Below are 24,078 nucleotides of genomic sequence, written 5' to 3'. Positions count from 1 at the left end.
CGGTCAGTCAGTCAGTGCGTGGGCCTGCGCAAATGAAAGCAGGCGGCGGGAGTTTTCGTCCCACAGGTGCAAGCGCGCGCTCTTCAGGCTTTCGCGGATTGTCATGCGATTGCTTTCAGCCAGTACACTGTGATCACGCAGAACCTCGGGTAAACGGTAGAACGGGATACGACTGTAGAGGTGGTGCACATGGTGGATGCCGATGTTGGCGCTGAGCCATTGCAACACGGGGGGCAGGATATAGTGCGAGCTGCCGTGCAAGGCCGCATCGTGCAGCTGCCAGTCGTCGTCTGTGTCCCAGTGGGCGGTTTCAAACTGGTGCTGGACATAGAACAGCCACATCCCCGCGGTGGCGGCCAGCAGGGTGCTGGGCACAAAGATCAGCAGGATCGGCATCCAGCCGCCAAAATACCAGATCACAGCCAAGGCCGCGATAATGGCCACATTGGTGCTCATGGCACTGACCCAATATCTGGCTTGATGCGTGAACCCCAAGGGAAGGCGGTTTTGCAGAAAGAACAGATAGCCGGGGCCAAAGCCAAAGAGCACAATAGGGTTGCGATAAAGGCGGTACATCAGCTGGCTTGTGGGGCTCATCTCGCGGTATTCGGCCAACGTGGCGGTGTGGATGTCACCGATTCCCCGCCGCGCCAGGTTGCCTGCGCCGCTGTGGTGGATCGAGTGCGAGCGCTTCCAGACATCATAGGGGGTCAGGGTCAGAACACCCAAGATCCGCCCCAGCCAATCGTTGAGAGGGCGATTTTCAAAAAACGCGCCATGGCCGCAGTCGTGCTGGATGGTGAACAGCCGCAATAGAAAGCCCGCGTTGACCACCGAGATGACCACGGCCAAGGTATAGCTGACAGACAGCGCCCACCAGGCCAAGGCCCACAGCAATACAAAAGGTCCCGCGGTCACCGCCAGCTCTAACCAGCTGCGGCCTGCGTTGGGTGTACGATACTGCGAGAGGACCTTGATCCAGTCTCTTGCGGCTCGGATTTCGGGCTGCGGCCGCGAAGAGGATGTGTCGAACATTCGCCTGCTTTTCTGAGTCGTTTGCTCGCTCTTATAGAATTGTGGCGGTTTCGCAAAGGTAACTTGAGGTGAAGAGCGCAAATGATCGCGTTACGCGGCAAATAGCGCGCGATTTGCAGTTGTAGTGTGAGGTGCTAGTTCACTTCATAGGGCAGTGTGCCGCGTTCATTGGCGTTGATCGTCAGGCGGCGTTCCAGAGGCGGGACCGAGCGTTGGTGACAATGCTGGCGCTCGCAGATGCGGCACGAAATGCCGATCGGCTCATAGGCGCTTGCATTGGTGACATCCATGTTATCGGCATAAACGAGCGCATCTGCGTGGCGCACCTCGCAACCCAGGGCGATGGCGTAACGGCGGACCGGCGCGCCAAATGAGCCACCGGGTTTCGACACGTCACGCGCCAGAGAGATATAGCGTACGCCATCCGGGGTTTCAGCCAATTGTCTCAGGAAGTGGCCGGGGGTTTCAAAGGCCCGGTGCACATTCCAAAGCGGGCAGGCGCCGCCGAACCGGGCAAATTGCAACCGCGTGGCCGAATGGCGTTTGGTAATGGTGCCCGCCCGATCAACGCGGACAAAGAAGAAAGGAATGCCCTTGGCGCCGGGGCGCTGCATCGTCGACAGCCTGTGCGCGACCTGTTCGATGGACGCGCCAAACCGGGCGCTCAGCAGTTCCAGGTCGTGGCGGCTGTCCCGAGCCGCTGCCAGAAAGGTGCCATAGGGCATCAGCGCGGCCCCGGCGAAATAGTTGGCCAGCCCGATCTTGGCGATGGCGCGTGCTTCGTCGCTGTGAAAACGGGCGAAGTCCAACGTCGCTTCGAGCAGCTTGTCCTGACTGATCAGTGCCACTTGCAGGAGCGTCTGAAAGACCTGCGTTTGCGGCGAGGAGCGTGAAGACAGATATAGCACTCGGGCTTTGGTGTCGAAGCTACGCAAAGCCTCAATATCTGTCAGCTTAACCTGAATGCCGCGCGCCGATAGGCTGCCAAGTGCGGCGGTGCGCACGTCGCTGGCGTCATTGGCCTGCGCCGAGAACCGTTCAGCCGCGTGGTCAACTGCGTCGATGTAGTTGTCGCAATAGTGAAAGAAGTCGCGCACTTCTTCCCAGGGGCTGGCCTGAATACGGGCATCTTCGCGTCCCAATGCCTCGTCCAGTGAGGCCAGCCGTTCGTGGGTCTGGCGATAACTTTTGTGCAGTTCGATAAAGGCGCGCGCCAGGGCCGGAGCGTTTGAAGCGGTTAGGCGCAGGTCGGCCAGGGGCGGCATCGTGTCGGCAAAGATCGGATCGGCCAGTGCTTCGCGCATGTCGCTGACCAGCCGCTCGCTGTCGCCGGTGCTCAGCTCGGTCACATCCAGCCCGAATTCTTGCGCCAGCGCCAGAACTACCGTGGTCGAAACCGGTCGGTTGTTGTTTTCCATCTGGTTGAGATAGGGCAGCGACACGCCCAGCTTGGCAGCAAAATCCTTTTGCGTCAGCGTCAGACGCGTGCGAATCTCGCGCAGCTTGGCGCCAGCGTAGAGTTTTTGGGTGGCCATGGTTGGGTGCCTGGGGATTTGCAGTTTTACTTTGTGGGTAGGCTACATTTGCAAAGTTCCAGGGGCAACCCTAGACCCGTTGACCATTGCGAAACACCTGCCGCCATTCCAAAATCTGAACATTTTTGCGCAGGCCAGTGGGCCAAAACGGATCCTGCTCGACCAGAGCTTGGACGTCAGCGGGGTTGCCGGCCTCGACCAGCCAAATGCCGCCGTGTCCTTCAGTGCCGTCAAAAAGCGGCCCGGCGCCGATCATTTGAGGCCCAAGCTTTGCGAGGAAAGCAAGGTGATCGGCCATGTGCCTCTGTCGCAGGTGTTCTTGGCCTGGATTGTCCGCAAAGATAACGCAGTACAGCATGTTCGTGCCCTTTCTGATTGGGTGGGTCTAGAATGTCTGGCGGCAAACACGCTGCAAAGGGTGGAAAATTGCCGCCTGATGATGCAAGTTTGCAGTCATGAGCTGGGATGACATGCGATATCTTCTGTCCGTGGCACAGGCGGGCAGCCTGAAAGGTGCGGCCCGACAGTTAGGGGTGGACAAAACCACCGTCTCGCGACGCCTGCGCGCGATGGAGCGTAGCCTTGGGCGTGCGGTGGTCGAAGTCAGCGGTGCAGAATTATGTCTGACCGAATTTGGGCGCTCGATGCATCGTCACGCCGAGGTCATGCGGGACGAAATGCAATCGGTGAACACGTTGGCTGAGGTCGGAACCGACGCGCAGTTGGGAACCGTTCGGCTGACGGCAGTACCCTTGGTCATCAATCGCATGCTGCTGCCCGCGTTGCCAGATTTGCACGCAACCTCACAAGGGCTGCGGTTAGAGTTAATATCGGAAGCGCGCGATCTGAGTTTGCTGCGTGGAGAAGCGGACATAGCGCTGCGTCTGGCGCGACCGACCGAAGGGGGGCAAAGCGTGTTGACCCGCAGGTTGGGAGAGCTGGAATATGCCGCGTACACAGCACAGGGGGCGTCTGCAGACAGCCGATGGGTCGGATATGAGCCGCGAATGCAGTATCTGTCACATGCTGCGGCGATCGAAAAGGCAGCTAAGGTTGACGGGGCCTGCCCGGTGACGGTCAATGACGCAGAAACGCTGTTTCGGTTGGTCTGCGCAGGTCAGGGCAGGACGCTGTTGCCCCGATTCATCGGGGACGATGACGCGCGGTTGGCCGAGGTGCCTTTTGCCCACGGCGTCTTGCCAAAACGCGAAGTGTGGCTGATGGTCCGCAAAGAGCTGCGAGACCTTGAACGTGTCCAAGTGGTGGTTGCGTGGATTTCTCGGATTTTTGCTGGTCTCAGCTCATAACCCCAGCTGGCGCTCACGCCAGATCACGACCTGGATCGCCAAAATACCCAACACGCTGGTGATCAGCATCAACCACAAAAGCGGCAGCGCGCCGGTTTCAGGAGTCAGCAGGAAGCCAGCGAGCGCACTTAGCGCAGCACCACCGCCCAGCATGATGGCTCCGTTCAGGCCGGATGCTGTGCCCGCAAGATGAACACGCACCGATAGCGCGCCTGCAGTCGCATTGGGGATGGCCATGCCGTTGCCCAGCCCCACAACGGTCATGAAGCCAAAGAAGGTAAGCGCTGACCCTAGCCCCATCATCATCACGACAAGGGACAGTGCAATGCCAAATGCGTTTAGCCAGCACCCCCACATTACCATGTTGTTCACGCCGTACCGCATGGAATAGCGGCCGCTGATGAAATTTCCAAAAAAGTATCCGATGGCTGGAGCTCCGAAGTAGAGCCCCATTTCAGCAGGGTTCATTCCGAACACTTCGGTTCCGACAAAAGGCGCGCCTCCTAAGTAGGCAAAGAAGGAGCCCGAGCAGAAGCCAGACGCAAGGGAATAGCCCCAGAAACGTGGTGAGGTCAGAAGCTCAGGGTACTCGCGGAACTGTGCGGCCAAGGTTTTTCCGCTCTTCAGGGCCGTTTCGCCAAAGTCCACATACACCAACGCTAACGTCAAAATGCCCAGCAAGAACAGCAGCCAGAAGTTCGCCTGCCATCCAAATGTCTCGTCCAGTACACCACCAATGGCTGGGCCGATCATCGGAACGACGGCCATGCCCATGGTGACATAACCCAGCATCGAAGCCGCTTGATCCTGCTCGTACATGTCGCGCACAGCTGCGCGACTGAGGACGATGCCCACAGCGACCACAGCCTGACACATGCGGAAAAACAGAAAGATCTCGACTGTCGGGGCAAAGATTGTCCCAAGTGTCGCCAACAAGAACAGGGCGAGCCCCCACAGGATAACGGGACGCCGCCCGGCCTTGTCCGCGATGGGGCCGATCACAACCTGCAGCGCTGCGTTCACAGCCAGATACAGAGCCACGGAAAGCTGCATCAGGCGATAATCCGTCTGATAGTGCTCGGTCATGTTCGGCAGGCTGGGCAGAAAAATGTTCATGCCCAAAGCCGATAGCCCTGACAACAGGATCAGTGTTGCGATGGTGGGCGGCGTGCGCCCCGAACTCGACGGTGTCTTGGTTTGAGACTTGGATTGCATACATCGCATTTATTCTTGTCGTGCCCAAAGGTCCACGGGATACGTTGCGTTGACATGACAATTAACAAGTTTGCATTTAGCACGGATGCACTCTTGTTGAGTTTGCAAATTTGCTGAATATTCCTTTGGTTCCGGTCGGGCAGCCTATATGGTCCAGCAAAATTTCACAGAGGACCATCGCCATGAAAGATATCCTGACCGAGCTTGAAGATCGCCGCAACGACGCGCGTCTGGGTGGCGGGCAACGACGCATTGATGCGCAACACGCGCGCGGCAAGCTGACTGCGCGCGAGCGGATCGAACTGCTGCTGGACGAAGACAGCTTTGAAGAGTTCGACATGTTTGTCGCGCACCGTTGTGTCGATTTTGGTATGGAAAATCAAAAGCATGCAGGCGACGGTGTCATCACCGGATGGGGTACCATCAACGGCCGCATGGTCTACGTCTTCTCTCAGGACTTTACCGTGTTCGGCGGCTCGCTGTCGGAAACCCACGCGCAGAAAATCTGCAAGATTCAAGATATGGCGATCCAGAATGGCGCGCCGATCATTGGCCTGAACGACTCGGGTGGGGCGCGCATTCAGGAAGGTGTGGATTCGCTCGCAGGCTACGCCGAAGTGTTTCAGCGCAACATCATGGCCAGCGGCGTGGTGCCGCAGATCAGCGTGATCATGGGGCCGTGTGCTGGTGGCGCAGTCTATTCGCCTGCGATGACCGACTTCATCTTCATGGTCAAAGACACCTCTTACATGTTCGTGACTGGCCCTGACGTTGTGAAGACCGTCACCAACGAGGTCGTGACCGCCGAGGAACTGGGCGGGGCGTCAACTCACACCAAGAAATCGTCCGTGGCCGACGGCGCGTTCGAAAACGATGTCGAGGCTTTGGCCGAAGTGCGCCGTCTGGTGGACTTTCTGCCGCTCAACAACCGCGAAAAACCACCCGTACGCCCGTTCTTTGACGAACCGGGCCGGATCGAGAATTCGCTGGACACCATCGTGCCGGAAAATCCGAACACGCCCTATGACATGAAAGAGCTTATCGCCAAAGTGGCGGATGAGGGCGATTTCTACGAGATTCAGAAAGACTACGCCAAGAACATCATCACCGGGTTCATCCGCCTTGAGGGGCAGACCGTTGGTGTTGTTGCCAACCAGCCGATGGTTCTGGCCGGGTGTCTGGACATCGACAGCTCGCGCAAGGCCGCGCGGTTTGTGCGCTTTTGCGACTGTTTCGAAATCCCGATCATGACGCTGGTTGACGTTCCGGGCTTCTTGCCGGGCACATCACAGGAATACGGCGGCGTCATCAAACACGGTGCCAAACTGCTGTTTGCTTACGGCGAAGCGACCGTGCCAAAAGTGACCGTGATCACCCGCAAGGCCTATGGCGGCGCGTATGACGTTATGGCGTCCAAGCACCTGCGCGGCGACTTCAACTATGCTTGGCCCACAGCCGAGATTGCTGTGATGGGTGCCAAGGGCGCGACCGAGATCATCCACCGCGCCGATCTGGGCGATGCGGACAAGATCGCGGCGCATGCAGCGGATTATGAAGCGCGGTTTGCCAACCCGTTTGTGGCGGCTGAACGTGGTTTCATCGACGAGGTGATCATGCCTCATTCGACGCGCCGCCGCGTATCCCGCGCGTTCGCCAGCCTTCGCAACAAGCAGCTGAAGAACCCGTGGAAGAAGCACGACAACATCCCGTTGTGATTGAATCACCGTCGCGTAAGCGACGGCATGCACCCGCCCGCCCCAAGGCGGGTGCATTCGCACCCACCCGAGCGAGTGCACACCGCCGCATAGGACCGTTTCATGACCCCGCTTTGGAAAAATCAGGCATTCACCATCTCCCACGCCGATGAGGGCAAGTTTGTGGGGCAGGGGCTGCGTGCGTTTTTCGAATATCGTGATCTGGGCATCGACTCGGCGACCAAGGGAAAGTTTGGCGCGCATGTGATCCGCGCCGTGCCGGGAATGGAAAGCCCCGGCGCGTGGCACAGCCACGAGCTGGACTTTCAGATGGTCTATGTCACCAAGGGTTGGGTTGCCTTTGAATACGAAGGGCAGGGCGAACATGTCCTGCGCGAAGGATCCTGTGTCTTGCAGCCCCCCGGCATCAAGCATCGTGAGGTTCGCCATTCCGATGACATGGAATTAATCGAGATCACGTCGCCATCTCAGTTTGACACCAAGGACGAATCTGATCCATGATCCGCGCACGTAAAGATAGAACCGCGCACGCGGAATGCGTCGCGCACGCAGCCCCAGCAGGAGGAGCTCGCTATTGGCGAGGCTGGGGCTGCGCATTTGCGGTTCTGTCCTTGGTGTCCACATCCCATGTCGCTGCCGAAGCCTCGTTGCCCGTACCATCGGGCCAGCCGGTCTATCTGGACAATGTTCTGCTGGATGAAAATCCCGGCGAGCTGTGGTTGCGGTTCCGCTTTGTTGCGCCCAACATCGGCCAGACGGTCGGGCGTGTAGGTTACGATGTTTCGGCCGTCGATATGGATCATCTGTGCGCGACATTGGCGGTGCCTTATGTCGCTCAACGCGAGCTGGTTCCCGCGCGCGTCGTGATTTCCCTGTCCGACAAGGCGGTGGCATTTGGTGAGAACGCACCGGATGTAACCCAATTTTTCGAAGCTTATCGACTGGAAAATGCCGACTGTATCTGGGAGGAGTTTTAATGACACCACAATATGTTGCGGGTCGAACTTCACCAAACAAAGGATTTGAGGCTTTGGAGTCACAGCACACAGACTTGACGCGCTTCGGATATATTTCCGACATGATTTCCAGTATGGTCAGGCCCGGTTCCCACAAGGGGGCCGAAACCTCGGAACTGAGGCAGGTGGAGGTAACACCCTCTACAGGTTTCGATAACCTAACCAGGAGAGACGGATGTCCAAGAGCATCAAATTCCTTGCAATGGTCGCCTTTGTCGGCGCCGTTGCGGCATGCGACAACTCGCAAGAAGAAGAGTTCGTCGTGGTCGAGCCCATCTCGACCGAGCCGGTCTACACCGGTAAACTCAAATAAACTGGTCATGGGGTCGGCCTTTGGGCCGATCCCACTCCAGCTGACCGCCCTGAATCGGGGGGCCGTGTCATGCTGAAACATCGCGGTTTTCCTGGCCGCCTTCCGGGCACCGATTTTCAATTCACCATCCGCCGCCCCAATCCCAAGGGCGTCACAGCGATCACTGTGCGCGAGCGTTTTCGCGACCGCAGGCCGCCGGACCGCCGTGCTGATACAGGGTTCATGAAGGCGTTGTGGGAAGCATTTGGCGATCAGCCGTTCGAGCGCGGCAACCTGGATGCGGGCCGTTTAAGCTGGTTATTCGGGCGCGAAGTGATCGCAGCCGAAGACCCGTTTGATCCCGAAAGCTATGATGCGCTTTTGGTGATCAACTTGGATGTCGCACGCGTGTCCTTTCCGGACGTGTTCGGAGGCTGATCGGCATGAATCTGCAAGCGTTCCCCCAAATTCGGCAGAAAGCGGCCCATCGGGCCATGCGTCAGGCATCGGGCTTGGCGTGCGCCTGTCGTTGGGGCAGCGTGGCCTTTGTGGATGGCACGACAATGCCTGCGTCATCTGCACACCATCTATTCCGTACCCCTTCTCAAGGGCGGGCCAGCTGTGATCTTTCACATCTGCCCGCCCCTTTTTCTGCCTATTCTGAACCCGCTGTTCGGCAGGGTTTTGCGCATGTCCTTGCTGACCGGTTTGTGGTCTTGCAGGCGGGGAGCAATGCCCCTCATCTGAGCGCGCAAACACCAGAACAAAAAGAAGGATGGGCAAGATGCGAGCAAAAGGGATCTGGGTGGCTTTGGCACTTTGCGCCGGTTTGGCGGCCTGTGGCGACAACCCAACAGAACAAGCGCTTTATGGCGGTGGAGCAGGGTTCCTGGGCTCGCTCGCGGTTGACGGCAACCCGGTGCTGGGTGCGGCAGCCGGTGCTGCGGCCAACGTCATCTATTGCAAGACACAAAACACCTGCAACTGACGCCTCAGTTGCACGCAACATCCAGGCCGTTCGCGGTCTGATCAAACACGCGCACAACGCCGCCTTGGTCCGTCGGGCCCGGGGCGGCGTTTTGCGTTCTCAAACACCCAAGACAAAGGACATCGCATGTTCAACAAGATCCTGATCGCCAACCGGGGCGAGATTGCCTGCCGCGTCATCAAGACCGCGCGCAAGATGGGCATTTCCACCGTCGCTATTTATTCGGACGCGGACAAGCAGGCTCTGCACGTGGAAATGGCGGACGAGGCCATCCACATCGGCCCGCCGCCCGCGAACCAGTCTTATATCGTCATCGACAAGGTGATGGACGCGATCAAGCAAAGCGGCGCGCAAGCGGTGCACCCGGGCTATGGATTCTTGTCGGAAAACGCGAGCTTTGCCGAGGCGTTGGCTGATGCCGGTGTTGCCTTTGTTGGCCCCCCCAAAGGCGCGATCGAAAAGATGGGTGACAAGATCACCTCGAAAAAGATCGCCCAGGAGGCGGGCGTTTCGACTGTGCCCGGTTACATGGGTCTGATCGAAGATGCCGAAGACGCGGTCAAGATCTCGAATGAGGTCGGCTATCCGGTGATGATCAAGGCTTCTGCTGGCGGCGGCGGCAAAGGCATGCGGATCGCCTGGAACGACGACGAGGCGCGCGAGGGTTTCCAGTCGTCCAAGAACGAGGCGGCGAATTCGTTCGGGGATGACCGGATCTTTATCGAAAAATTCGTGACCCAACCGCGCCACATCGAAATTCAGGTGCTTTGTGACAGCCACGGAAACGGCATCTACTTGGGCGAACGAGAGTGCTCGATCCAGCGCCGGAACCAGAAGGTGGTTGAAGAAGCACCATCGCCCTTCCTGGACGAGGCGACCCGCAAGGCGATGGGCGAACAGTCGGTCGCTCTGGCCAAGGCCGTGGGCTATGCCAGCGCCGGCACGGTGGAATTCATCGTCGATGGCAACAAGAACTTCTATTTCCTGGAAATGAACACCCGTCTGCAGGTGGAACACCCTGTGACCGAGCTGATCACTGGCGTCGATCTGGTCGAACAGATGATCCGAATTGCGAGTGGTGAGCCGCTGAGCATTACTCAGGACGACGTTACCCTGACCGGCTGGGCCATCGAAAACCGTCTTTATGCCGAAGACCCTTATCGCGGCTTTTTGCCGTCGATAGGCCGTTTGACCCGCTATCGTCCCCCGGCAGAGGTCGCAGCCGGTCCGATGTTGGCCAACGGCACCTGGCACGGTGATGCGCCTGAAGGCAAGACCGCAGTGCGCAACGACACCGGTGTCTATGACGGCGGCGAGATCAGCATGTATTACGACCCGATGATCGCCAAGCTCTGCACTTGGGGGCCAGACCGGGCATCGGCAATCGAAGCGATGCGCGTGGCGCTCGACAGCTTTGAGGTCGAGGGCATCGGTCACAACCTGCCGTTTGTTTCGGCTGTGATGGACCACCCGATCTTTATCGACGGGGCCATGACCACTGCGTTTATCGAAGAACAGTACCCCGAAGGGTTCCAGGGCGTTGAACTGCCTGAGGCCGACCTGCGCCGCATCGCGGCCTCGGCTGCAGCCATGCACCGTGTTGCCGAAATCCGCCGCACCCGTGTGTCGGGCCGGATGGACAATCACGAACGCAAAGTGGGCACCGAGTGGGTGGTGTCGCTGCAAGGTCAAAGCTTTGAAGTAAGCATTGCCGCTGATCAGCAGGGATCAACCGTAACCTTCGCAGATGGAAAAGCGCACCGCGTTGCCTCGGACTGGACACCTGGTGATCAACTGGCAAAGCTGGACGTCGATGGCGACCCGCTGGTGCTCAAGGTTGGCAAGGTCTCGGGTGGTTTCCGTCTGCGTTCGCGCGGAGCCGACCTGACCGTGCATGTGCGTACCCCACGTCAGGCGGAACTGGCCGCGCTGATGCCGGAAAAAGTCGCGCCGGACACATCCAAATTGCTGCTTTGCCCAATGCCAGGCCTGATCGTAAAGGTCGACGTCGAGGTGGGCGACGAAGTTCAAGAGGGTCAGGCGCTTTGCACTGTCGAGGCGATGAAGATGGAAAACATCCTGCGCGCCGAGAAGAAGGGCGTCGTCTCCAAGATCAACGCAAGCGCGGGCGATAGCCTCGCGGTTGATGACGTGATCATGGAATTCGAATAAGCCTTATGTTGCAGCGGTTACGTGATATTTGCGTATACACATCAGGTGTCCCGGCGGGCCTTGCCGGGGCAACACATACCCGTGTGCAATTGGTAGGACGGGTTCAGTTCAGCCCGCGCCGCTCGCGGATTTCACGCTCTCGTAGCGGGAATTTGTCGATGGACCGGCTGAGTTCTCGAACACTCCATGGGAACGGTTTGCGCAGCTTGACGCCGCCGTCCTTACCGATCAGCACCAATTGGAAGCCACGCGGCCGCAGCTTGGTGCGCAGCGCCGAAAGCGCGCTTGGGTCGGTGTCAGTCAGGACGACCACGTCACGCTCCAGCATCTCGGCCTCGCCCTGCATCAGGATGTCGATCTGTTGCTGGAACCGTGGGTCGGCATCGGTGTCAGCAAAGACGACGACGGGCCGCTTTGTCCATAAAAATTCACTTAAATCGCTGTCACCAGCGGGCTGCACAAAGGCAGCCTCGCTTGATTGCGTGGCGTCTGCGGCCAGCGAGGTGATCGGAAATAACACCGATAAAACAAGGGCTAATGTGCGGGTCATTGGATCTCCTGTTGGGTTGAATATAGACCCTCGGTCGCCGATTGCGACCACTGATCTGCACGCCATCACCAAAAAGTTTAACGTTAATCGCTTCGTCAGGGGTTGGGCATGACTGTCATTGAATACCCCCGGAACCGGTCGCCGCGCGCGGCTTTGGACAAAGGCGAGCTAATGGACGTTATTCTGCACATCGGCGCACATCGTTGCGCGACCACTACTTTTCAGGACTACATGCGCGGGAACGCCGAAAAGCTTCGACAGGCCGGGACAGTCTTTTGGGGGCCCTATCGGACGCGCAATGGTCTGTTTAACGGAATCGTGCCGGACACGCTGCCGAACCTGCGCAAGAACCGCCAACGGCGCGGAGCCGGTCGGGTACAGATCAATATGGACAGTTGTGCCGCCCGCGGTGCCAAACGTCTTGTTGTCAGCGAGGAGAACATGCTGGGCTCGGTCCGCCAGAACCTTCGCGACAAGGCACTGTACCTGGGCACAGGCGAACGGATGGCGCGTTACGGCGAGGCCTTTGATGGGCGGATCACGGATGTCATGCTAAACATTCGTGGGCTCGATCTGTATTGGGCATCAGCGCTTGGCTATGGGCTGACCCGTGGGCGCGGGGTGCCGGATGCCGAGGCGTTGGATCGGATGGCCTATGGGCTGCGCACCTGGCGCGACGTTGTCACAGACGTCAGTTGCGCTGTACCGAACGCACGCCTGTGGGTGCTGCCGTTTGAATCCTTTCAAGGCAGACCGGATGCGCAGCTGCGCTCGGTTCTGGGCTGTGCGGTGCCGCCCGCGCGGGGCGACGTTCGGTTGAACGCAACGCCGCGCTTGCCGGTCTTGCGGCGTAGCCTGCCGCGCAGCATCTCGCGCAAACTGCCCAAGGGCAGTGGTCGTTGGCAGCCGTTCACCGAACGCCAAACCGCAGCCCTGCGCGAAGCATATGCAGACGATTTGATGTGGTTGACCTCTGGCGCCGATGGAACGGCCTGGTTGGTCTATGACCCAGACAAAAAACCGGTGGGACAAACCCCGCCAACACAGAACAGAACAAGAGGAAGACGCAATGACCAAGACCGACGAATGGCGGGCGCTGGCTGAAAAAGAGCTGCGTGGCCGCCCGGTTGACGAATTGACCTGGACGACGCTGGAAGGCATCGACGTCAAGCCGCTCTATACCGAAGAAGACACCGCAGACCTGCCGCATATGGGCACAGTGCCCGGCGTGGGCCCGTTCACCCGGGGCGTCAAGGCGACCATGTACGCAGGCCGACCCTGGACCATCCGCCAATATGCCGGTTTTTCAACGGCTGAGGAATCGAATGCCTTCTACCGCCGCAATTTGGCCGCCGGTCAACAAGGCGTATCGGTGGCTTTCGATCTGGCGACGCACCGTGGCTATGACAGCGACCACCCCCGTGTTGAGGGTGACGTGGGCAAGGCCGGCGTGGCCATCGACAGTGTCGAGGACATGAAGATCCTCTTTGACGGTATTCCGCTCGACAAAGTATCAGTCTCGATGACCATGAACGGTGCGGTGATCCCGATCTTGGCGAGCTTTATTGTAGCGGGCGAAGAGCAGGGCCATGACAAGGGCCTGCTGGCGGGCACCATTCAGAATGACATTCTGAAAGAGTTCATGGTGCGCAACACCTATATCTACCCGCCCAAACCTTCGATGAAAATTATCTCGGACATCATCGAATACACTAGCAACGAGATGCCCAAGTTCAACTCGATTTCGATCTCGGGCTACCACATGCAAGAGGCCGGGGCGAACCTGGTGCAGGAACTGGCCTATACGCTGGCCGATGGTCGCGAATACGTGCGGGCAGCAATTGATGCGGGCATGGATGTGGACAAATTCGCGGGCAGACTGTCGTTCTTCTTTGCGATCGGCATGAACTTTTTCATGGAGATTGCGAAGCTGCGCGCGGCCCGAACGCTGTGGCATCGCGTGATGACCGAGTTCGGAGCCAAAAACGAACGCTCCAAGATGCTGCGTACGCACTGCCAGACTTCGGGCGTGTCGCTGCAGGAACAGGACCCGTACAATAACGTGGTCCGCACCGCGTATGAGGCGATGTCGGCGGTTTTGGGCGGAACGCAGTCGCTGCATACCAACGCCTTAGACGAGGCGATTGCGTTGCCAACGGACTTTTCTGCCCGAATTGCGCGCAACACCCAACTGGTGCTGCAAGAAGAGACCGGTGTGACCAATGTAGTCGACCCGCTGGCGGGGTCTTACTACATCGAAAGCCTCACCAATGAGCTGGTCGAAAAGGCCTGGGCGTTGATGGAAGAGGTCGAAGAGATGGGCGGCATGACGAAGGCGGTTGAATCCGGCATGCCCAAGCTGCGCATCGAAGAAAGCGCAGCGCGCCGTCAGGCGATGATCGACCGGGGTGAAGAGGTGGTTGTCGGCGTCAATAAGTACCGCAAAGAGCAGGAAGAGGCGATCGACATCCTGGATGTGGACAACCACGCGGTGCGAGAGTCGCAAGTGGCACGGCTGGAGAGCATCCGCGGAACGCGTGATGCCGCGGCCTGCGAGGGCGCCCTTGCGGCGCTTGAGCAGGGCGCGCTTTCTGGCGAAGGCAATCTGATGGCACTGGCGGTCGAAGCTGCGCGTGCCCGGGCAACTGTAGGAGAAATCAGCATGGCGATGGAAAAACAATTCGGTCGTCACCGCGCCGAAGTGAAAACGCTGGCCGGTGTCTATGGTGCCGCCTATGAGGGCGACGAAGGCTTTGCCGCAATCCAGAAAAGCATTGATGAGTTCGCCAAGGCCGAAGGACGCCGCCCGCGTCTGTTGGTGGTCAAAATGGGCCAGGACGGCCACGACCGCGGTGCCAAGGTGATCGCGACTGCGTTTGCGGACATTGGTTTTGATGTCGACGTCGGCCCTCTGTTCCAGACCCCAGCCGAGGCCGCGCAGGACGCGGTCGACAACGACGTGCACGTCGTCGGCATTTCCAGCCAGGCCGCGGGTCACAAGACGCTTGCGCCACAGCTGGTCGAAGAGCTGAAAAAGGCGGGCGCCGAAGACATCATCGTGATCTGTGGTGGGGTGATTCCGCAACAAGACTATCAGTTCCTCTATGACAACGGGGTCAAGGCGATCTTTGGGCCGGGGACCAACATCCCCGAGGCGGCCCAGGATATCCTGAAGCTGATCGGCGGAGGGCGTGACTAAGGGCATTCACCCCTATTCGAATTTAAAACAAGAAGAAGCAGCGGGCCTTGGCGCGCTGCTTTTTTCGTGAATATGGTCTAGGCAGGAGGAACAGGCATGAAGCTGGACCATTTCGCTGTTGCAGGCGCCACTCTGGAAGAGGCTGTGGCCCATGTCGAGGAGGCGCTTGGCGTGTCGATGGGGTCTGGTGGGCGACACCCACGGTACGCCACGCACAACCGCTTGATCGGGCTTGAGGGGGGGGTGTATCTGGAGGCCATCGCAGTTGATCCGGCCGCAGCACCGCAGGAACAACCAAGGTGGTTTGCTCTGGACCAGTTTCAGGGGTCGGCACGCCTGAGAAACTGGATCTTGCGCGCCGGGGACCTAACGCAGGAGAGGGCGCTTTTGCCAGATCATGCACAGCGCATTGTCGAAATGCAGCGAGGCGACTTGCGGTGGCTTATGACAGTCCCTTCAGACGGTGTTCTGCCGTTTGACAACTTATTTCCTGCGGTTTTGCAGTGGCAGTGCACACCACCGGTCGGCGGTATGACGCCCTCGGGGTGCCAAGTGGAACGCTTGCTTCTTACGCATCCCGAAAACAAAGAATTCGGTAGGCTTGTCGCGAAACTGACGGGTGATGAGCGCATCATTGTCGAAGCTGGCGAACCCGCAATGAGGATCGAGATCATGACCCCTTCGGGCCTTCGGGTGCTGACATGATAATCCGGCAAGCACGGCCTGAGGATGGCGAAGCCATCGCAGAGATTACCAACACCATCATCCGCGACACCACGATCACCTTTACCACGATCGAGAAGACGCCTGTCGAGATAACGGAAACCATCGTCAAACGTGGTCCGCGTTTTCTGGTGGTCGACATGCGCGGGATCGTTGCGGGATTTGCAACTTATGATGCATTTCGGGGCGGTCCGGGTTATTGCCGAACCAAAGAGCATTCGATCCAGCTCGCTCCGCAAGCGCGAGGGTCAGGTGTGGGGCGCGCCTTGATGGATGCGCTGGAAACGGTGGCCCGGGACGATGGCGTTCATGTGCTCGTCGCGGGTGTCAGCAGCAGCAACCCGACCGGTGTTGCCTTTCACGCAGCTCTTGGGTTCCAGCAAGTTGGAAGGTTGCCGCGGGTTGGCTGGAAGTCAGGCGGTTTCTTAGACTTGATTTTGATGCAAAAATTTTTGACGTAGGGCCTTGATCCAAGTGCAACTAAGACGCACCTGACATAGGGTTTTTACCGCGATAGGGTGACATCATGTCTCTTTGGTCCCGCATCACCGACGCGCTGAGTGCGCTTGCCCAAGGCGAAAGCCTGACGCAGGTATTCGAAAAGCTGCGCTCACCGCCCGAACGGACGGTGGCCTTTGCCATTGCCGTCATTGCCCTTGGAGCGAAAATGGCCAAGGCCGATGGTCATGTGACACGCGATGAGGTCACGGCCTTTCGCGAGGTGTTCCAGATCGCGCGCGATGATGAAGCGGGCGCGGCGCGGGTGTTCAACATGGCGCGCACAGATGTTGCCGGTTATCAGGATTATGCCCAGCAGATCAAAGCCATGTTTGCCGAGGATCCACAGACACTGAATGATCTGATGGAGGGGCTCTTTCACATCGCCATGGCGGATGGGTTTTATCATCCCAATGAAAACGAGTTTTTGGGCGATGTGGCCGGGATATTTGGCTTAAGCGAGGCGCAATTCCTTGCACTTCGGGCGCGGTTCGTACCGGATGCGCCCAACGATCCATATGTGGTTCTAGGGGTCGAGCCGGACATGCCGATGCCCGAAATCCGCAAGGCCTGGCGCAAGCTTGTACGCGAGACCCATCCCGACGCGATGATTGCCCGTGGCGTCCCCGAAGAGGCGATCAAACTGGCGGAAAAACGCATGATCGACATCAACCGCGCCTGGGACGAGATCAACGGCGCTCGGGTCTGAGCCATGCGTGTGGCCACTTACAACGTCGAGTGGTTTGCCAATCTTTTCGACAAGAAGGATCAGTTGATCGCCGACGATGGCTGGTCTGGTCGTCATGGCGTGACGCGGGTGCAGCAAACCGAGGCTTTGGCCAAAGTGTTCACCGCCATTGACGCAGATATCGTGATGATTGTTGAAGCGCCCAATACGGGCAAGCGGCAAAGCACAGTGCGGGCGCTTGATCATTTTGCGCGCACTTTTGGACTGCGCACCAGCAAGGCGCTGATGGGGTTTGCCAACGACACGCAACAAGAGATTGCTGTGCTCTATGACCCGGATCGCCTGACAGTTCGCCACGATCCCCAAGGTGATGAAACTGGCAAGAAAGGCAGTGCCGAGGCGCCACGATTCGATGGAACGTTCCGGATAGATCTGGACGTCGATGCGAACGAAGATCTGGTGCGGTTTTCCAAGCCACCGCTGGAACTGGAGGTGCAGACTGCTGCTGGCTTTCAGTTTCGAATGATTGGTGTGCATCTCAAATCCAAGGCACCGCACGGGGCCAGGACGCGCGACGAAGTGATCCGCCGGTCAATTGCCAATCGACGCAAGCAATTGGCTCAAGCAATCTGGCTGCACCAACGGGTCAAGGTGCATCAGGCGCGGGGTGAAGAGGTCATTTTGCTCGGCGATCTGAACGACGGGCCGGGGTTGGATGAGTTCGAAAACCTTTTTGGTCGGTCGTCGGTCGAGATCCTGTTAGATGCGGGTCTCTATGATCCGCACCCTTATGCGACGGATCGGGGGCAAAAGCAGATCACGGCCCGGTTCGAGAACGCTGAAAGCGGGTCATCACTCGAAGCTTTGCTGGATTATATCCTGGTCACATCCGTAATTCAAAACCGTCATCCTGAATGGAAGATCTGGCATCCTGATCGTTGCCCGGATTGCCGTGGATCGCCTGAATTGCAACAGGCATTGCGTCTGGCGTCGGACCATTACCCGGTGTCGCTGGATGTTGATCTTTGAATGGTGCGGTTTAGGTCTTATATGAATGCTATGAGACAGATCATGATGCTTTCCACGGTTGGGATACTGCTGGCAGCGCCGCTCTCGGCGCAGGACAAAGGCACTGAGCCGGACGAAAGGTCCCTGATGGAGCTGGGGGCTGAATTGTTCTTCAAAGGGCTGCGTCAGGAAATGGAGCCAGCGCTTGAGGGTATGTTGGAAATGACGGAGCAATTTGGTCCGTCGATGATGAGCTTTTTGGAAGAGATGGGTCCTGCGCTTGCCGATCTGGTGGGGGAGGTGCAGGACTGGAGCGCCTATCACGCGCCGGAGATTCTGCCCAACGGTGACATCATCATTCGTAAGAAACAGCCCGAAGAGCAGGTGCCAGATCCGGTTGAACCCGATGGTGCGCCTGAGCAGACTGATATTTGATCGGCAATCGGGGGGCTCCCGCGTCCGAGCAGTCCTGACTTCGTCAGCACAACCAGCGGACGTGGGCCGAGCGCCGCACTGCGCGCGGCGCGGTCCCGCTCGTGGTCCGTGTTTTCGAAAAAATTGGCGACGACACAATTCCTGGCTGCTTCGGTTTCTTTGATACGCCACCCGCCGAGCGTAGCGAGGCCCGGCCCAACGGGAGGAGGTGTTTCGTCAGAAGTATCGACGACGGGCGGGAGAGCTCTAGAGCCAAGCAATGATTGAGGTGAGACTCTAACCGCGCCGCTTAACGATGAGTTCGGCCTCCAGAGATTGCGCCAGCGATTTCAACCTGGCCTCACCCACTTCACCATAGAGCGCGCGCGAGGAGCTGGGCAGCAGCAGCTCAAGTTGCTTTTTCTTTGGGTACCACTTGAGCTTGCCCAATTCGGCGTCCTTTTGCATCCAAAGCATGGCGCCGAACCGCATGGCTTTGCCCAGGATTTCGGCCTGCTTCTGTTCTTTCTCGTCCAGCAGCTCATAGAGCGGCTCGAACCGGTTGCCTTCGCGTTTGTTGCGATAGCGGTGCTGCAAGGCCAGCCCCAGGAACACCCGTTCCGAATGTTTCAACCCGCCCAGGTTGGCGCGGGTGGCGTTGTCAAAGCAGACTTCGGCACGATAGTCAGGATGCGCGCGCCAGCTGACGTCGTGCAGCAGGCAGGCGGCTTTGACCAGGCGAATGCGGGACTTGGGCGCAGATCTGTACAACGGCATAACGAAATCAAACAACCTCTTGCCAAATCCGGGCAGGCGGGCGTCCTTGGATTCTGCGAAGTAGGCGCTTTCGATCAGCGGGTCGCGCTTGCGCAGACGCAAAGGCATCTGCTCGTACAGCAACCCCTCACGTATGCCGTAGCTGGAGATCGCGATGTCCTTGGGTTTGAACGTGCGCAACAGCCGCATCAATACGTCCGCTGCATAAGGCACCAACGCCATGCGAGAGGAGGACACCCCAGCGGCGCTGCGGATTTTGTCTGCATTGCCGGTTTCGATAAACTTCACCGTCTCGCGTACGTCATGGGCCGTCATGCGGTATTCGTGCAGAACCTTGAGCGGATAACCACGTCGCAGCATGTCGATCCGTGCAATCGCCCGCCAGCTGCCGCCCACTAGGAACAGGCGATCGCGTTGCAATCCCAACTGGTCACGCAGACCCTCCATCACCTCTTTGATGTGGGCCTGCCGTCCTTTGCGCCCCCCCTTGATATCGCGCAACTTGAGTGGCCCGAGCGATGAGGTCACGCGCCGACCGACGCTGTTGTCAGAGATTTCAGCCAGTTCCATGGAGGAACCGCCAATGTCACAGATCAACCCATAGGCGCCAGGCCACCCCAACAGAACGCCCTGGGCGGACAGACGCGCCTCTTCTTGACCGTCGATGACCTGTATGTGCAGGCCAGTGTGATCCAGCACTTGGGCGCAGAATTCAGCTCCGTCCTCGGCATCGCGCACGGCTGCGGTGGCCACCGCATGCAAAGGCGGCAGGTCCAAGCCCTTGGCCAGATGCTGAAACCGTTCCAACGCAGCCAGCGCCCGTTCGCGGCCTTTGGGGTTCAGGCGCCCTGTTTCCGACAGACCCGCGCCAAGCGCACACATGATCTTTTCGTTGTAGAAATACGCAGGCGAACGCGCCGCGCCATCAAAGACCACCATCCGGACCGAGTTTGATCCAACGTCGACAACGCCGATCCTGGACAGATGTCGGACGCTTGGATCATCGAACAACGGGCGGCCAAAGACGCCCCATTCGGGCGCGTTGTCGTCTAGGTGCAGGTCCATATCATCCCCAGATAGGTCCTTGTCAGATTGCGAAATCGCATTGTCTGCGTCAATTGTCATGATGGCCTGCGTTCAGAGTATTAAAGGGTGTCATCATTCAGCAACCGGATGGCAAGAGCCCGGGTGATGGTACGCTTTTCAGCCAAGGCCACTCGATCCAGGCGTTCCACGACCTGAGCAGCCGTGTCGAACTGTCTGTCCATGCGCTTGACGAGGTAGGAAATCACCTCGGGCTTGGGGCTGAGCTGACGGTCGACAAACAGCTTGGCCAGCACAGCGCACAAGAGAGCATCGTCGGGTGGATCAAGCGCCACGTGATGGGCCCCTTGGATGCGGCTTTGCAAGTCGGGTAGGGGCAGTTCCCAGAATCGCGGCGCAAGGCGTCCGGTCATCAGTAGGGTGTGCCCCTCGGCCAGAGTCAGGTTGTGCAGGTGAAACAGGACTTTTTGCTTGTCCAAATCGCCCGCAATGAAAGGGACATCTTCGACCGCAATTGGACCAGATGCCAGATCGGGCACCGCGTCATGACTGAGGTCTTCGGCATTGACGATACGTCCGCCGGTTTCGCCGGCCCAAACGTGGGCAAGATGGGTTTTGCCCGATCCTGCTGGCCCCGTCAGAACCAGCTTGTTGCCCGGCCAGCTCGAGGCCGAGATCATCGCAACTGCCAGCGCGTTGGCAGGCGAGACAAAGAAGTCCTCCCGCCCCAGAGCCGTTTTGGCGGGCAGATCAAAACTCAGCTGCTCTGCCATTTACTCGACGTCCTGTCCTGACACGCCCTGATACAGGCGGCTGTCCAGGTATTGGCCGGTGGCAAAGCGGGCGACAACACCCAAGGCAGCAGCGACTGGTACGGCAATCAGCATACCGACAAAGCCAAAAAGCGCGCCAAAAACCGACAGGGCCAGCAGCAGCCAGACCGGATGCAGGCCGACAGAACTGCCAACCAGCTTGGGGGTCAATACGTTGCCTTCGATCACTTGACCAAAGGCAAAGATTGCCCCGACGATGCCAATGGATACCCAATCGCCCCAAAACTGGAACAGTGCCAGACCAATGGCGAGCGCCCCGCCGATCAAGGCTCCCAGATAAGGGATGAAGGTCACGAGGCCAGCGATGAAGCCTACGATCAGGCCAAATTGTAGTCCGACAACCATCAGGGCCACGGCATAGTATGTGCCCAGGATCAGACAAACCGTGCCCATGCCACGCACGAACGAGGCCAAAACTTTGTCGATGTCGGTGGCCAACGTCCGGATAACCGTTACATGATCACGGGGCAGCAGCTCGTCGATGCGTGCGATCATGCGGTCCCAGTCCAAAAGCAGGTACACAGCCACGACTGGTACGATAACCAGCAGGATAACCACATTCAGGGCCGATCCAACCGAACCCAGCACGCCTTGCAGGAAATCACCGCTGCGCGCCTTGAGCGTTTCGCCAATGGTGGCCAGCATCTGATGGGTGTTGGATTCGCGATCCAGCAGCGAAGGGAAGCGTTCGTCAACAAAAGCGCGCAGATCGCGGAAAAGTTGCGGCAGCACTTCGATCAGATCAATCAACTGGGCGATCAGGGCGGGTACGACCATCAGGATTATGATCACGAACAGCAGCACCGACGCGATAGTGATCACGCCGGTTGCGGCCATGCGGGACAGGCCCATGGTCTCTAGCCGGTCCGCAATGGGGTCGATGAAATAGGCGATGGCACCGCCGATCACAAACGGCAGGAGCACATCACCCAGCAGCCACAGGACAAGGACGAAAACTACCGCCGCGACGCCCCAATACCGAAACTGTTCTTTAACTGTCAGGGACATGCCCGCTCCAAACCCGTGAACTTTGCAATGTACATCGCCCAAGGTGGAGCAGGTTGCAAGCGTTCTGAGGCTAGAACACCACGTTCAGCATCGTCAGGGAAACCACCAGGAACAGGATGGTCATGATCCCGCCCGAGCGGACGAAATCCATCACCTTATACCCTGCAGGCCCCATGATCAGAGCGTTCACCTGATGAGTTGGGATGATAAAACTGTTCGAGGTCGAGATCGCCACTGTCAAAGCAAAGACCGCCGGATTGGCCCCCGCCGCGACCGCAATCGACACCGCCAGTGGCACCAACAGCACGGTGGCGCCCACATTGGACATCACGAGTGAGAACACAGTGGCCAAAATGGCGACGCCTGCCTGCAGGGACCAGATCGGCCAGCCGTCCAGAATGAACATGATCTGCTGGGCGATCCAGGCCGCCGTGCCGGTGTTTTGCACAGCTTGCCCCAGTGGAATAAGGCTTGCCAACAAGAACACGGTATTCCAGCCAACGGCGCGATAAGCCTCGTCAATGCTGAGGACGCGGGTCAGCAACATCCCCACAGCCCCCACCAGCAGGCACAATGACAGGCGAATGTCGGTCAGCAGAATGAGCGAAATGGCGATCAGAAAAAACGTCAGCGCCCACCCCACTTTTTGCGGGCGCAACTCTTCTTGTGGGAAATCCGAGGTCACGACGACAAAATCGGGATCCTGTTTGATCCGGGTCAGGTTGTCCCAACGGGTGTGCGACACCAGCATGTCGCCCGGTCGAAACTCGACCAGGCCGATGGCGGTGGGTGTGTGATCTTCGGTTTCAACGTGGCTGAGCGTGTCTTCGCCCCGGTGGATCGCCAGCAGGCTCAGGCCATAGGTCTTGCGCAGCTGCATTTCGCGCGGGCATTTGCCGATCAATTGGCTGTCGGGTGGAATGACCAGCTCGGCGATGCCGGCGTTGGTGGTTGCAAACTCTTCCGAGAAGACATCCAGTTCGGGGCGCACGTGCAGACCGTATTTGTGGGCAAAGCCGTGCACTACCTTAGATTTTCCGATGATCGCCAATCGACAGGGGGCCGCGATTTGGGCGGTTAAAATCTGCACCATCGACACCTTGCCGCGATAGAAGGTTGAAATGATGTAAAGATTGTTCTCAAGATTGATGTCAGCCAGGATTTGCCCCACCAGCGGGCTATCAGCTGGCACATCGACCTCAAACACTTCGGCTTTCAACCCATAAACCCGTTTGAGGTAGGTTTGGGTGCCTTGGGCGGTGGCACCGTCCACGCGGGCCGGAACTGCAGGCAGAACCCAGCGACCCAGCACCAGGAAATAGGCTATTCCGGTCAAGATCAGAACCGCGCCAATTGGAAACACAGAAAACAGACCAAAGGGCGCCATCTTCTGCCCCTCGGGCAGGCCCTCGTTTGCGGTTTGGATCAGGTCGTTTAGCAGGATCAGCGGGGAAGAACCCACCATCGTCATGGTGCCCCCCAATATAGCGCAGAACCCCATTGGCATCAGTAGCCGCGACAGCGGAATGCCAGAGCGGGAGGAGATGCGGCTGACTACTGGCAGAAACAGGGCAGCAGCCCCGACGTTCTGCATGAAGGACGAAATCACGCCGACAGTGCCTGAGATGATCGGCAGAATGCGTCCTTCGGTCGTACCTCCATAGCGCAGGATGACAGCGGCCACCTTGTTCATGATCCCGGTCTTGTCCAAACCGGCGCCAACGATCATCACAGCGATGATCGAAATCACCGCATTGGAGGCAAACCCATCGAAAAGGTTGTTGACGTCTGCCAGGCTTTCCAATCCCGGCAGATAGCTTAGCATCCCGATGATCACCAGCACCAGAATGGCGCTAAGATCTATTCGTATCAGCTCGGAAACAAAGAGAAAAACCGTGAATGCCAAGAGCGCGGCAACCACGCCCATTTCATAAGTAAAGGCAAGTTGTTCCACTCCGCCCCCGTATCGTTTGTCGTTGGTATTGAAATTACCCTAATCAATGACTGGCCATATTGTCATGATGTTTCTTTGAGTCCAGTCGTTGAGCAACAATATTTATG

24 protein-coding genes are annotated in these 24,078 nt (G+C 58.5%); 15 read left to right on the top strand and 9 right to left on the bottom strand.

The genetic code is table 11. The features are described from left to right. Window positions 1-3: 3 nt before the first annotated feature. The 3 genes from G6R15_RS01490 to G6R15_RS23080 form a co-directional block, all read right to left on the bottom strand. Window positions 4-1,035 carry a fatty acid desaturase gene (locus G6R15_RS01490; protein WP_164658019.1) on the bottom strand — a complete coding sequence of 344 codons (1,032 nt, stop codon included), beginning with the start codon at window positions 1,033-1,035 and terminating at the stop codon, window positions 4-6. Window positions 1,036-1,169: 134 nt separating this feature from the next. Beyond that, on the bottom strand, window positions 1,170-2,570 hold the full coding sequence (locus G6R15_RS01485) for a short-chain fatty acyl-CoA regulator family protein (protein ID WP_164658018.1): 1,401 nt from the start codon (window positions 2,568-2,570) through the stop codon (window positions 1,170-1,172). Window positions 2,571-2,640: 70 nt separating this feature from the next. Further along, window positions 2,641-2,868, bottom strand: coding sequence for a YciI family protein (locus tag G6R15_RS23080; RefSeq protein WP_373455999.1), 228 nt, complete (start codon window positions 2,866-2,868; stop codon window positions 2,641-2,643). A gap of 157 nt (window positions 2,869-3,025) precedes the next feature. Here G6R15_RS23080 and G6R15_RS01475 point away from each other — a divergent pair, with 157 nt between their 5' ends. Beyond that, window positions 3,026-3,877, top strand: a complete 852-nt coding sequence (locus tag G6R15_RS01475) for a LysR family transcriptional regulator (RefSeq protein WP_205520450.1) — start codon at window positions 3,026-3,028, stop codon at window positions 3,875-3,877. On the opposite strand, the gene G6R15_RS01470 is transcribed toward G6R15_RS01475, so the two are convergent. After that, the gene (locus G6R15_RS01470; protein WP_164658015.1) at window positions 3,872-5,092 is read right to left on the bottom strand and encodes a multidrug effflux MFS transporter; all 1,221 of its coding nucleotides are present in this window, start codon (window positions 5,090-5,092) and stop codon (window positions 3,872-3,874) included. The two genes, G6R15_RS01475 and G6R15_RS01470, sit on opposite strands and share 6 nt — an antisense overlap. A gap of 182 nt (window positions 5,093-5,274) precedes the next feature. Between G6R15_RS01470 and G6R15_RS01465 the strand changes: the two genes are divergently transcribed. The 7 genes from G6R15_RS01465 (at window position 5,275) to G6R15_RS01440 (ending at window position 11,275) form a co-directional block, all read left to right on the top strand. Then, entirely contained in the window at window positions 5,275-6,807 is a 1,533-nt protein-coding gene (locus G6R15_RS01465; RefSeq protein ID WP_164658014.1) for an acyl-CoA carboxylase subunit beta, read from the top strand. Between the two features lie 102 nt (window positions 6,808-6,909). Continuing rightward, window positions 6,910-7,308 carry a cupin domain-containing protein gene (locus tag G6R15_RS01460; protein WP_164658013.1) on the top strand — a complete coding sequence of 133 codons (399 nt, stop codon included), beginning with the start codon at window positions 6,910-6,912 and terminating at the stop codon, window positions 7,306-7,308. A 113-nt stretch (window positions 7,309-7,421) separates the two neighbouring features. After that, on the top strand, window positions 7,422-7,784 hold the full coding sequence (locus tag G6R15_RS01455; protein WP_306432333.1) for a DUF6497 family protein: 363 nt from the start codon (window positions 7,422-7,424) through the stop codon (window positions 7,782-7,784). Window positions 7,785-7,998: 214 nt separating this feature from the next. Further along, window positions 7,999-8,136: a hypothetical protein gene (locus G6R15_RS22655; protein ID WP_165759769.1), complete on the top strand. Its 138-nt coding sequence runs from the start codon at window positions 7,999-8,001 to the stop codon at window positions 8,134-8,136. A gap of 69 nt (window positions 8,137-8,205) precedes the next feature. Then, window positions 8,206-8,553, top strand: a complete 348-nt coding sequence (locus tag G6R15_RS01450; protein WP_164658011.1) for a hypothetical protein — start codon at window positions 8,206-8,208, stop codon at window positions 8,551-8,553. A 346-nt stretch (window positions 8,554-8,899) separates the two neighbouring features. Next, window positions 8,900-9,103, top strand: a complete 204-nt coding sequence (locus G6R15_RS01445; protein ID WP_164658010.1) for a hypothetical protein — start codon at window positions 8,900-8,902, stop codon at window positions 9,101-9,103. 126 nt (window positions 9,104-9,229) lie between these two features. After that, the gene (locus G6R15_RS01440) at window positions 9,230-11,275 is read left to right on the top strand and encodes an acetyl/propionyl/methylcrotonyl-CoA carboxylase subunit alpha (protein ID WP_164658009.1); all 2,046 of its coding nucleotides are present in this window, start codon (window positions 9,230-9,232) and stop codon (window positions 11,273-11,275) included. 103 nt (window positions 11,276-11,378) lie between these two features. Here G6R15_RS01440 and G6R15_RS01435 read toward each other — a convergent pair whose 3' ends face one another. Then, window positions 11,379-11,825 carry a DUF4174 domain-containing protein gene (locus G6R15_RS01435; RefSeq protein ID WP_164658008.1) on the bottom strand — a complete coding sequence of 149 codons (447 nt, stop codon included), beginning with the start codon at window positions 11,823-11,825 and terminating at the stop codon, window positions 11,379-11,381. A 108-nt stretch (window positions 11,826-11,933) separates the two neighbouring features. Between G6R15_RS01435 and G6R15_RS01430 the strand changes: the two genes are divergently transcribed. The 7 genes from G6R15_RS01430 (at window position 11,934) to G6R15_RS01400 (ending at window position 18,376) form a co-directional block, all read left to right on the top strand. Continuing rightward, window positions 11,934-12,929, top strand: a complete 996-nt coding sequence (locus G6R15_RS01430; protein WP_164658007.1) for a hypothetical protein — start codon at window positions 11,934-11,936, stop codon at window positions 12,927-12,929. Further along, a complete protein-coding gene (gene scpA, locus G6R15_RS01425) occupies window positions 12,895-15,024 on the top strand; it encodes a methylmalonyl-CoA mutase (RefSeq protein WP_164658006.1) in 2,130 nt (709 codons plus the stop codon). The genes G6R15_RS01430 and scpA overlap by 35 nt, the downstream gene beginning before the upstream one ends. A 96-nt stretch (window positions 15,025-15,120) precedes the next feature. Next, complete coding sequence (locus tag G6R15_RS01420; protein ID WP_164658005.1) at window positions 15,121-15,729, top strand: VOC family protein; 609 nt, start codon at window positions 15,121-15,123, stop codon at window positions 15,727-15,729. Next, on the top strand, window positions 15,726-16,208 hold the full coding sequence (locus G6R15_RS01415) for a GNAT family N-acetyltransferase (protein WP_164658004.1): 483 nt from the start codon (window positions 15,726-15,728) through the stop codon (window positions 16,206-16,208). Before G6R15_RS01420 ends, G6R15_RS01415 begins: the two co-directional genes overlap by 4 nt. 65 nt (window positions 16,209-16,273) lie before the next feature. Beyond that, window positions 16,274-16,954: a molecular chaperone DjiA gene (locus G6R15_RS01410; protein ID WP_164658003.1), complete on the top strand. Its 681-nt coding sequence runs from the start codon at window positions 16,274-16,276 to the stop codon at window positions 16,952-16,954. A 3-nt stretch (window positions 16,955-16,957) separates the two neighbouring features. Then, a complete protein-coding gene (locus G6R15_RS01405) occupies window positions 16,958-17,962 on the top strand; it encodes an endonuclease/exonuclease/phosphatase family protein (RefSeq protein ID WP_164658002.1) in 1,005 nt (334 codons plus the stop codon). Between the two features lie 42 nt (window positions 17,963-18,004). Next, complete coding sequence (locus G6R15_RS01400) at window positions 18,005-18,376, top strand: hypothetical protein (RefSeq protein WP_306432332.1); 372 nt, start codon at window positions 18,005-18,007, stop codon at window positions 18,374-18,376. Between the two features lie 276 nt (window positions 18,377-18,652). On the opposite strand, the gene G6R15_RS01395 is transcribed toward G6R15_RS01400, so the two are convergent. The 4 genes from G6R15_RS01395 to G6R15_RS01380 all read right to left on the bottom strand — a co-directional run bounded on the left by G6R15_RS01395 (window position 18,653) and on the right by G6R15_RS01380 (window position 23,944). Further along, window positions 18,653-20,197: a Ppx/GppA family phosphatase gene (locus G6R15_RS01395; RefSeq protein WP_164659236.1), complete on the bottom strand. Its 1,545-nt coding sequence runs from the start codon at window positions 20,195-20,197 to the stop codon at window positions 18,653-18,655. A gap of 80 nt (window positions 20,198-20,277) precedes the next feature. Further along, the gene (locus G6R15_RS01390) at window positions 20,278-20,949 is read right to left on the bottom strand and encodes a DnaA ATPase domain-containing protein (RefSeq protein WP_164658000.1); all 672 of its coding nucleotides are present in this window, start codon (window positions 20,947-20,949) and stop codon (window positions 20,278-20,280) included. After that, the gene (locus tag G6R15_RS01385; RefSeq protein ID WP_164657999.1) at window positions 20,950-22,017 is read right to left on the bottom strand and encodes an AI-2E family transporter; all 1,068 of its coding nucleotides are present in this window, start codon (window positions 22,015-22,017) and stop codon (window positions 20,950-20,952) included. Window positions 22,018-22,087: 70 nt separating this feature from the next. Beyond that, the gene (locus G6R15_RS01380) at window positions 22,088-23,944 is read right to left on the bottom strand and encodes an SLC13 family permease (RefSeq protein ID WP_164659235.1); all 1,857 of its coding nucleotides are present in this window, start codon (window positions 23,942-23,944) and stop codon (window positions 22,088-22,090) included. Between the last annotated feature and the right edge of the window lie 134 nt (window positions 23,945-24,078).

The organism is Tropicibacter sp. Alg240-R139, assembly GCF_900537075.1.
Taxonomy (GTDB): domain Bacteria; phylum Pseudomonadota; class Alphaproteobacteria; order Rhodobacterales; family Rhodobacteraceae; genus Falsiruegeria.
The sequence above is the reverse complement of the archived record's forward strand: the minus strand, read 5'-3'. Positions and strand labels throughout refer to the sequence as shown.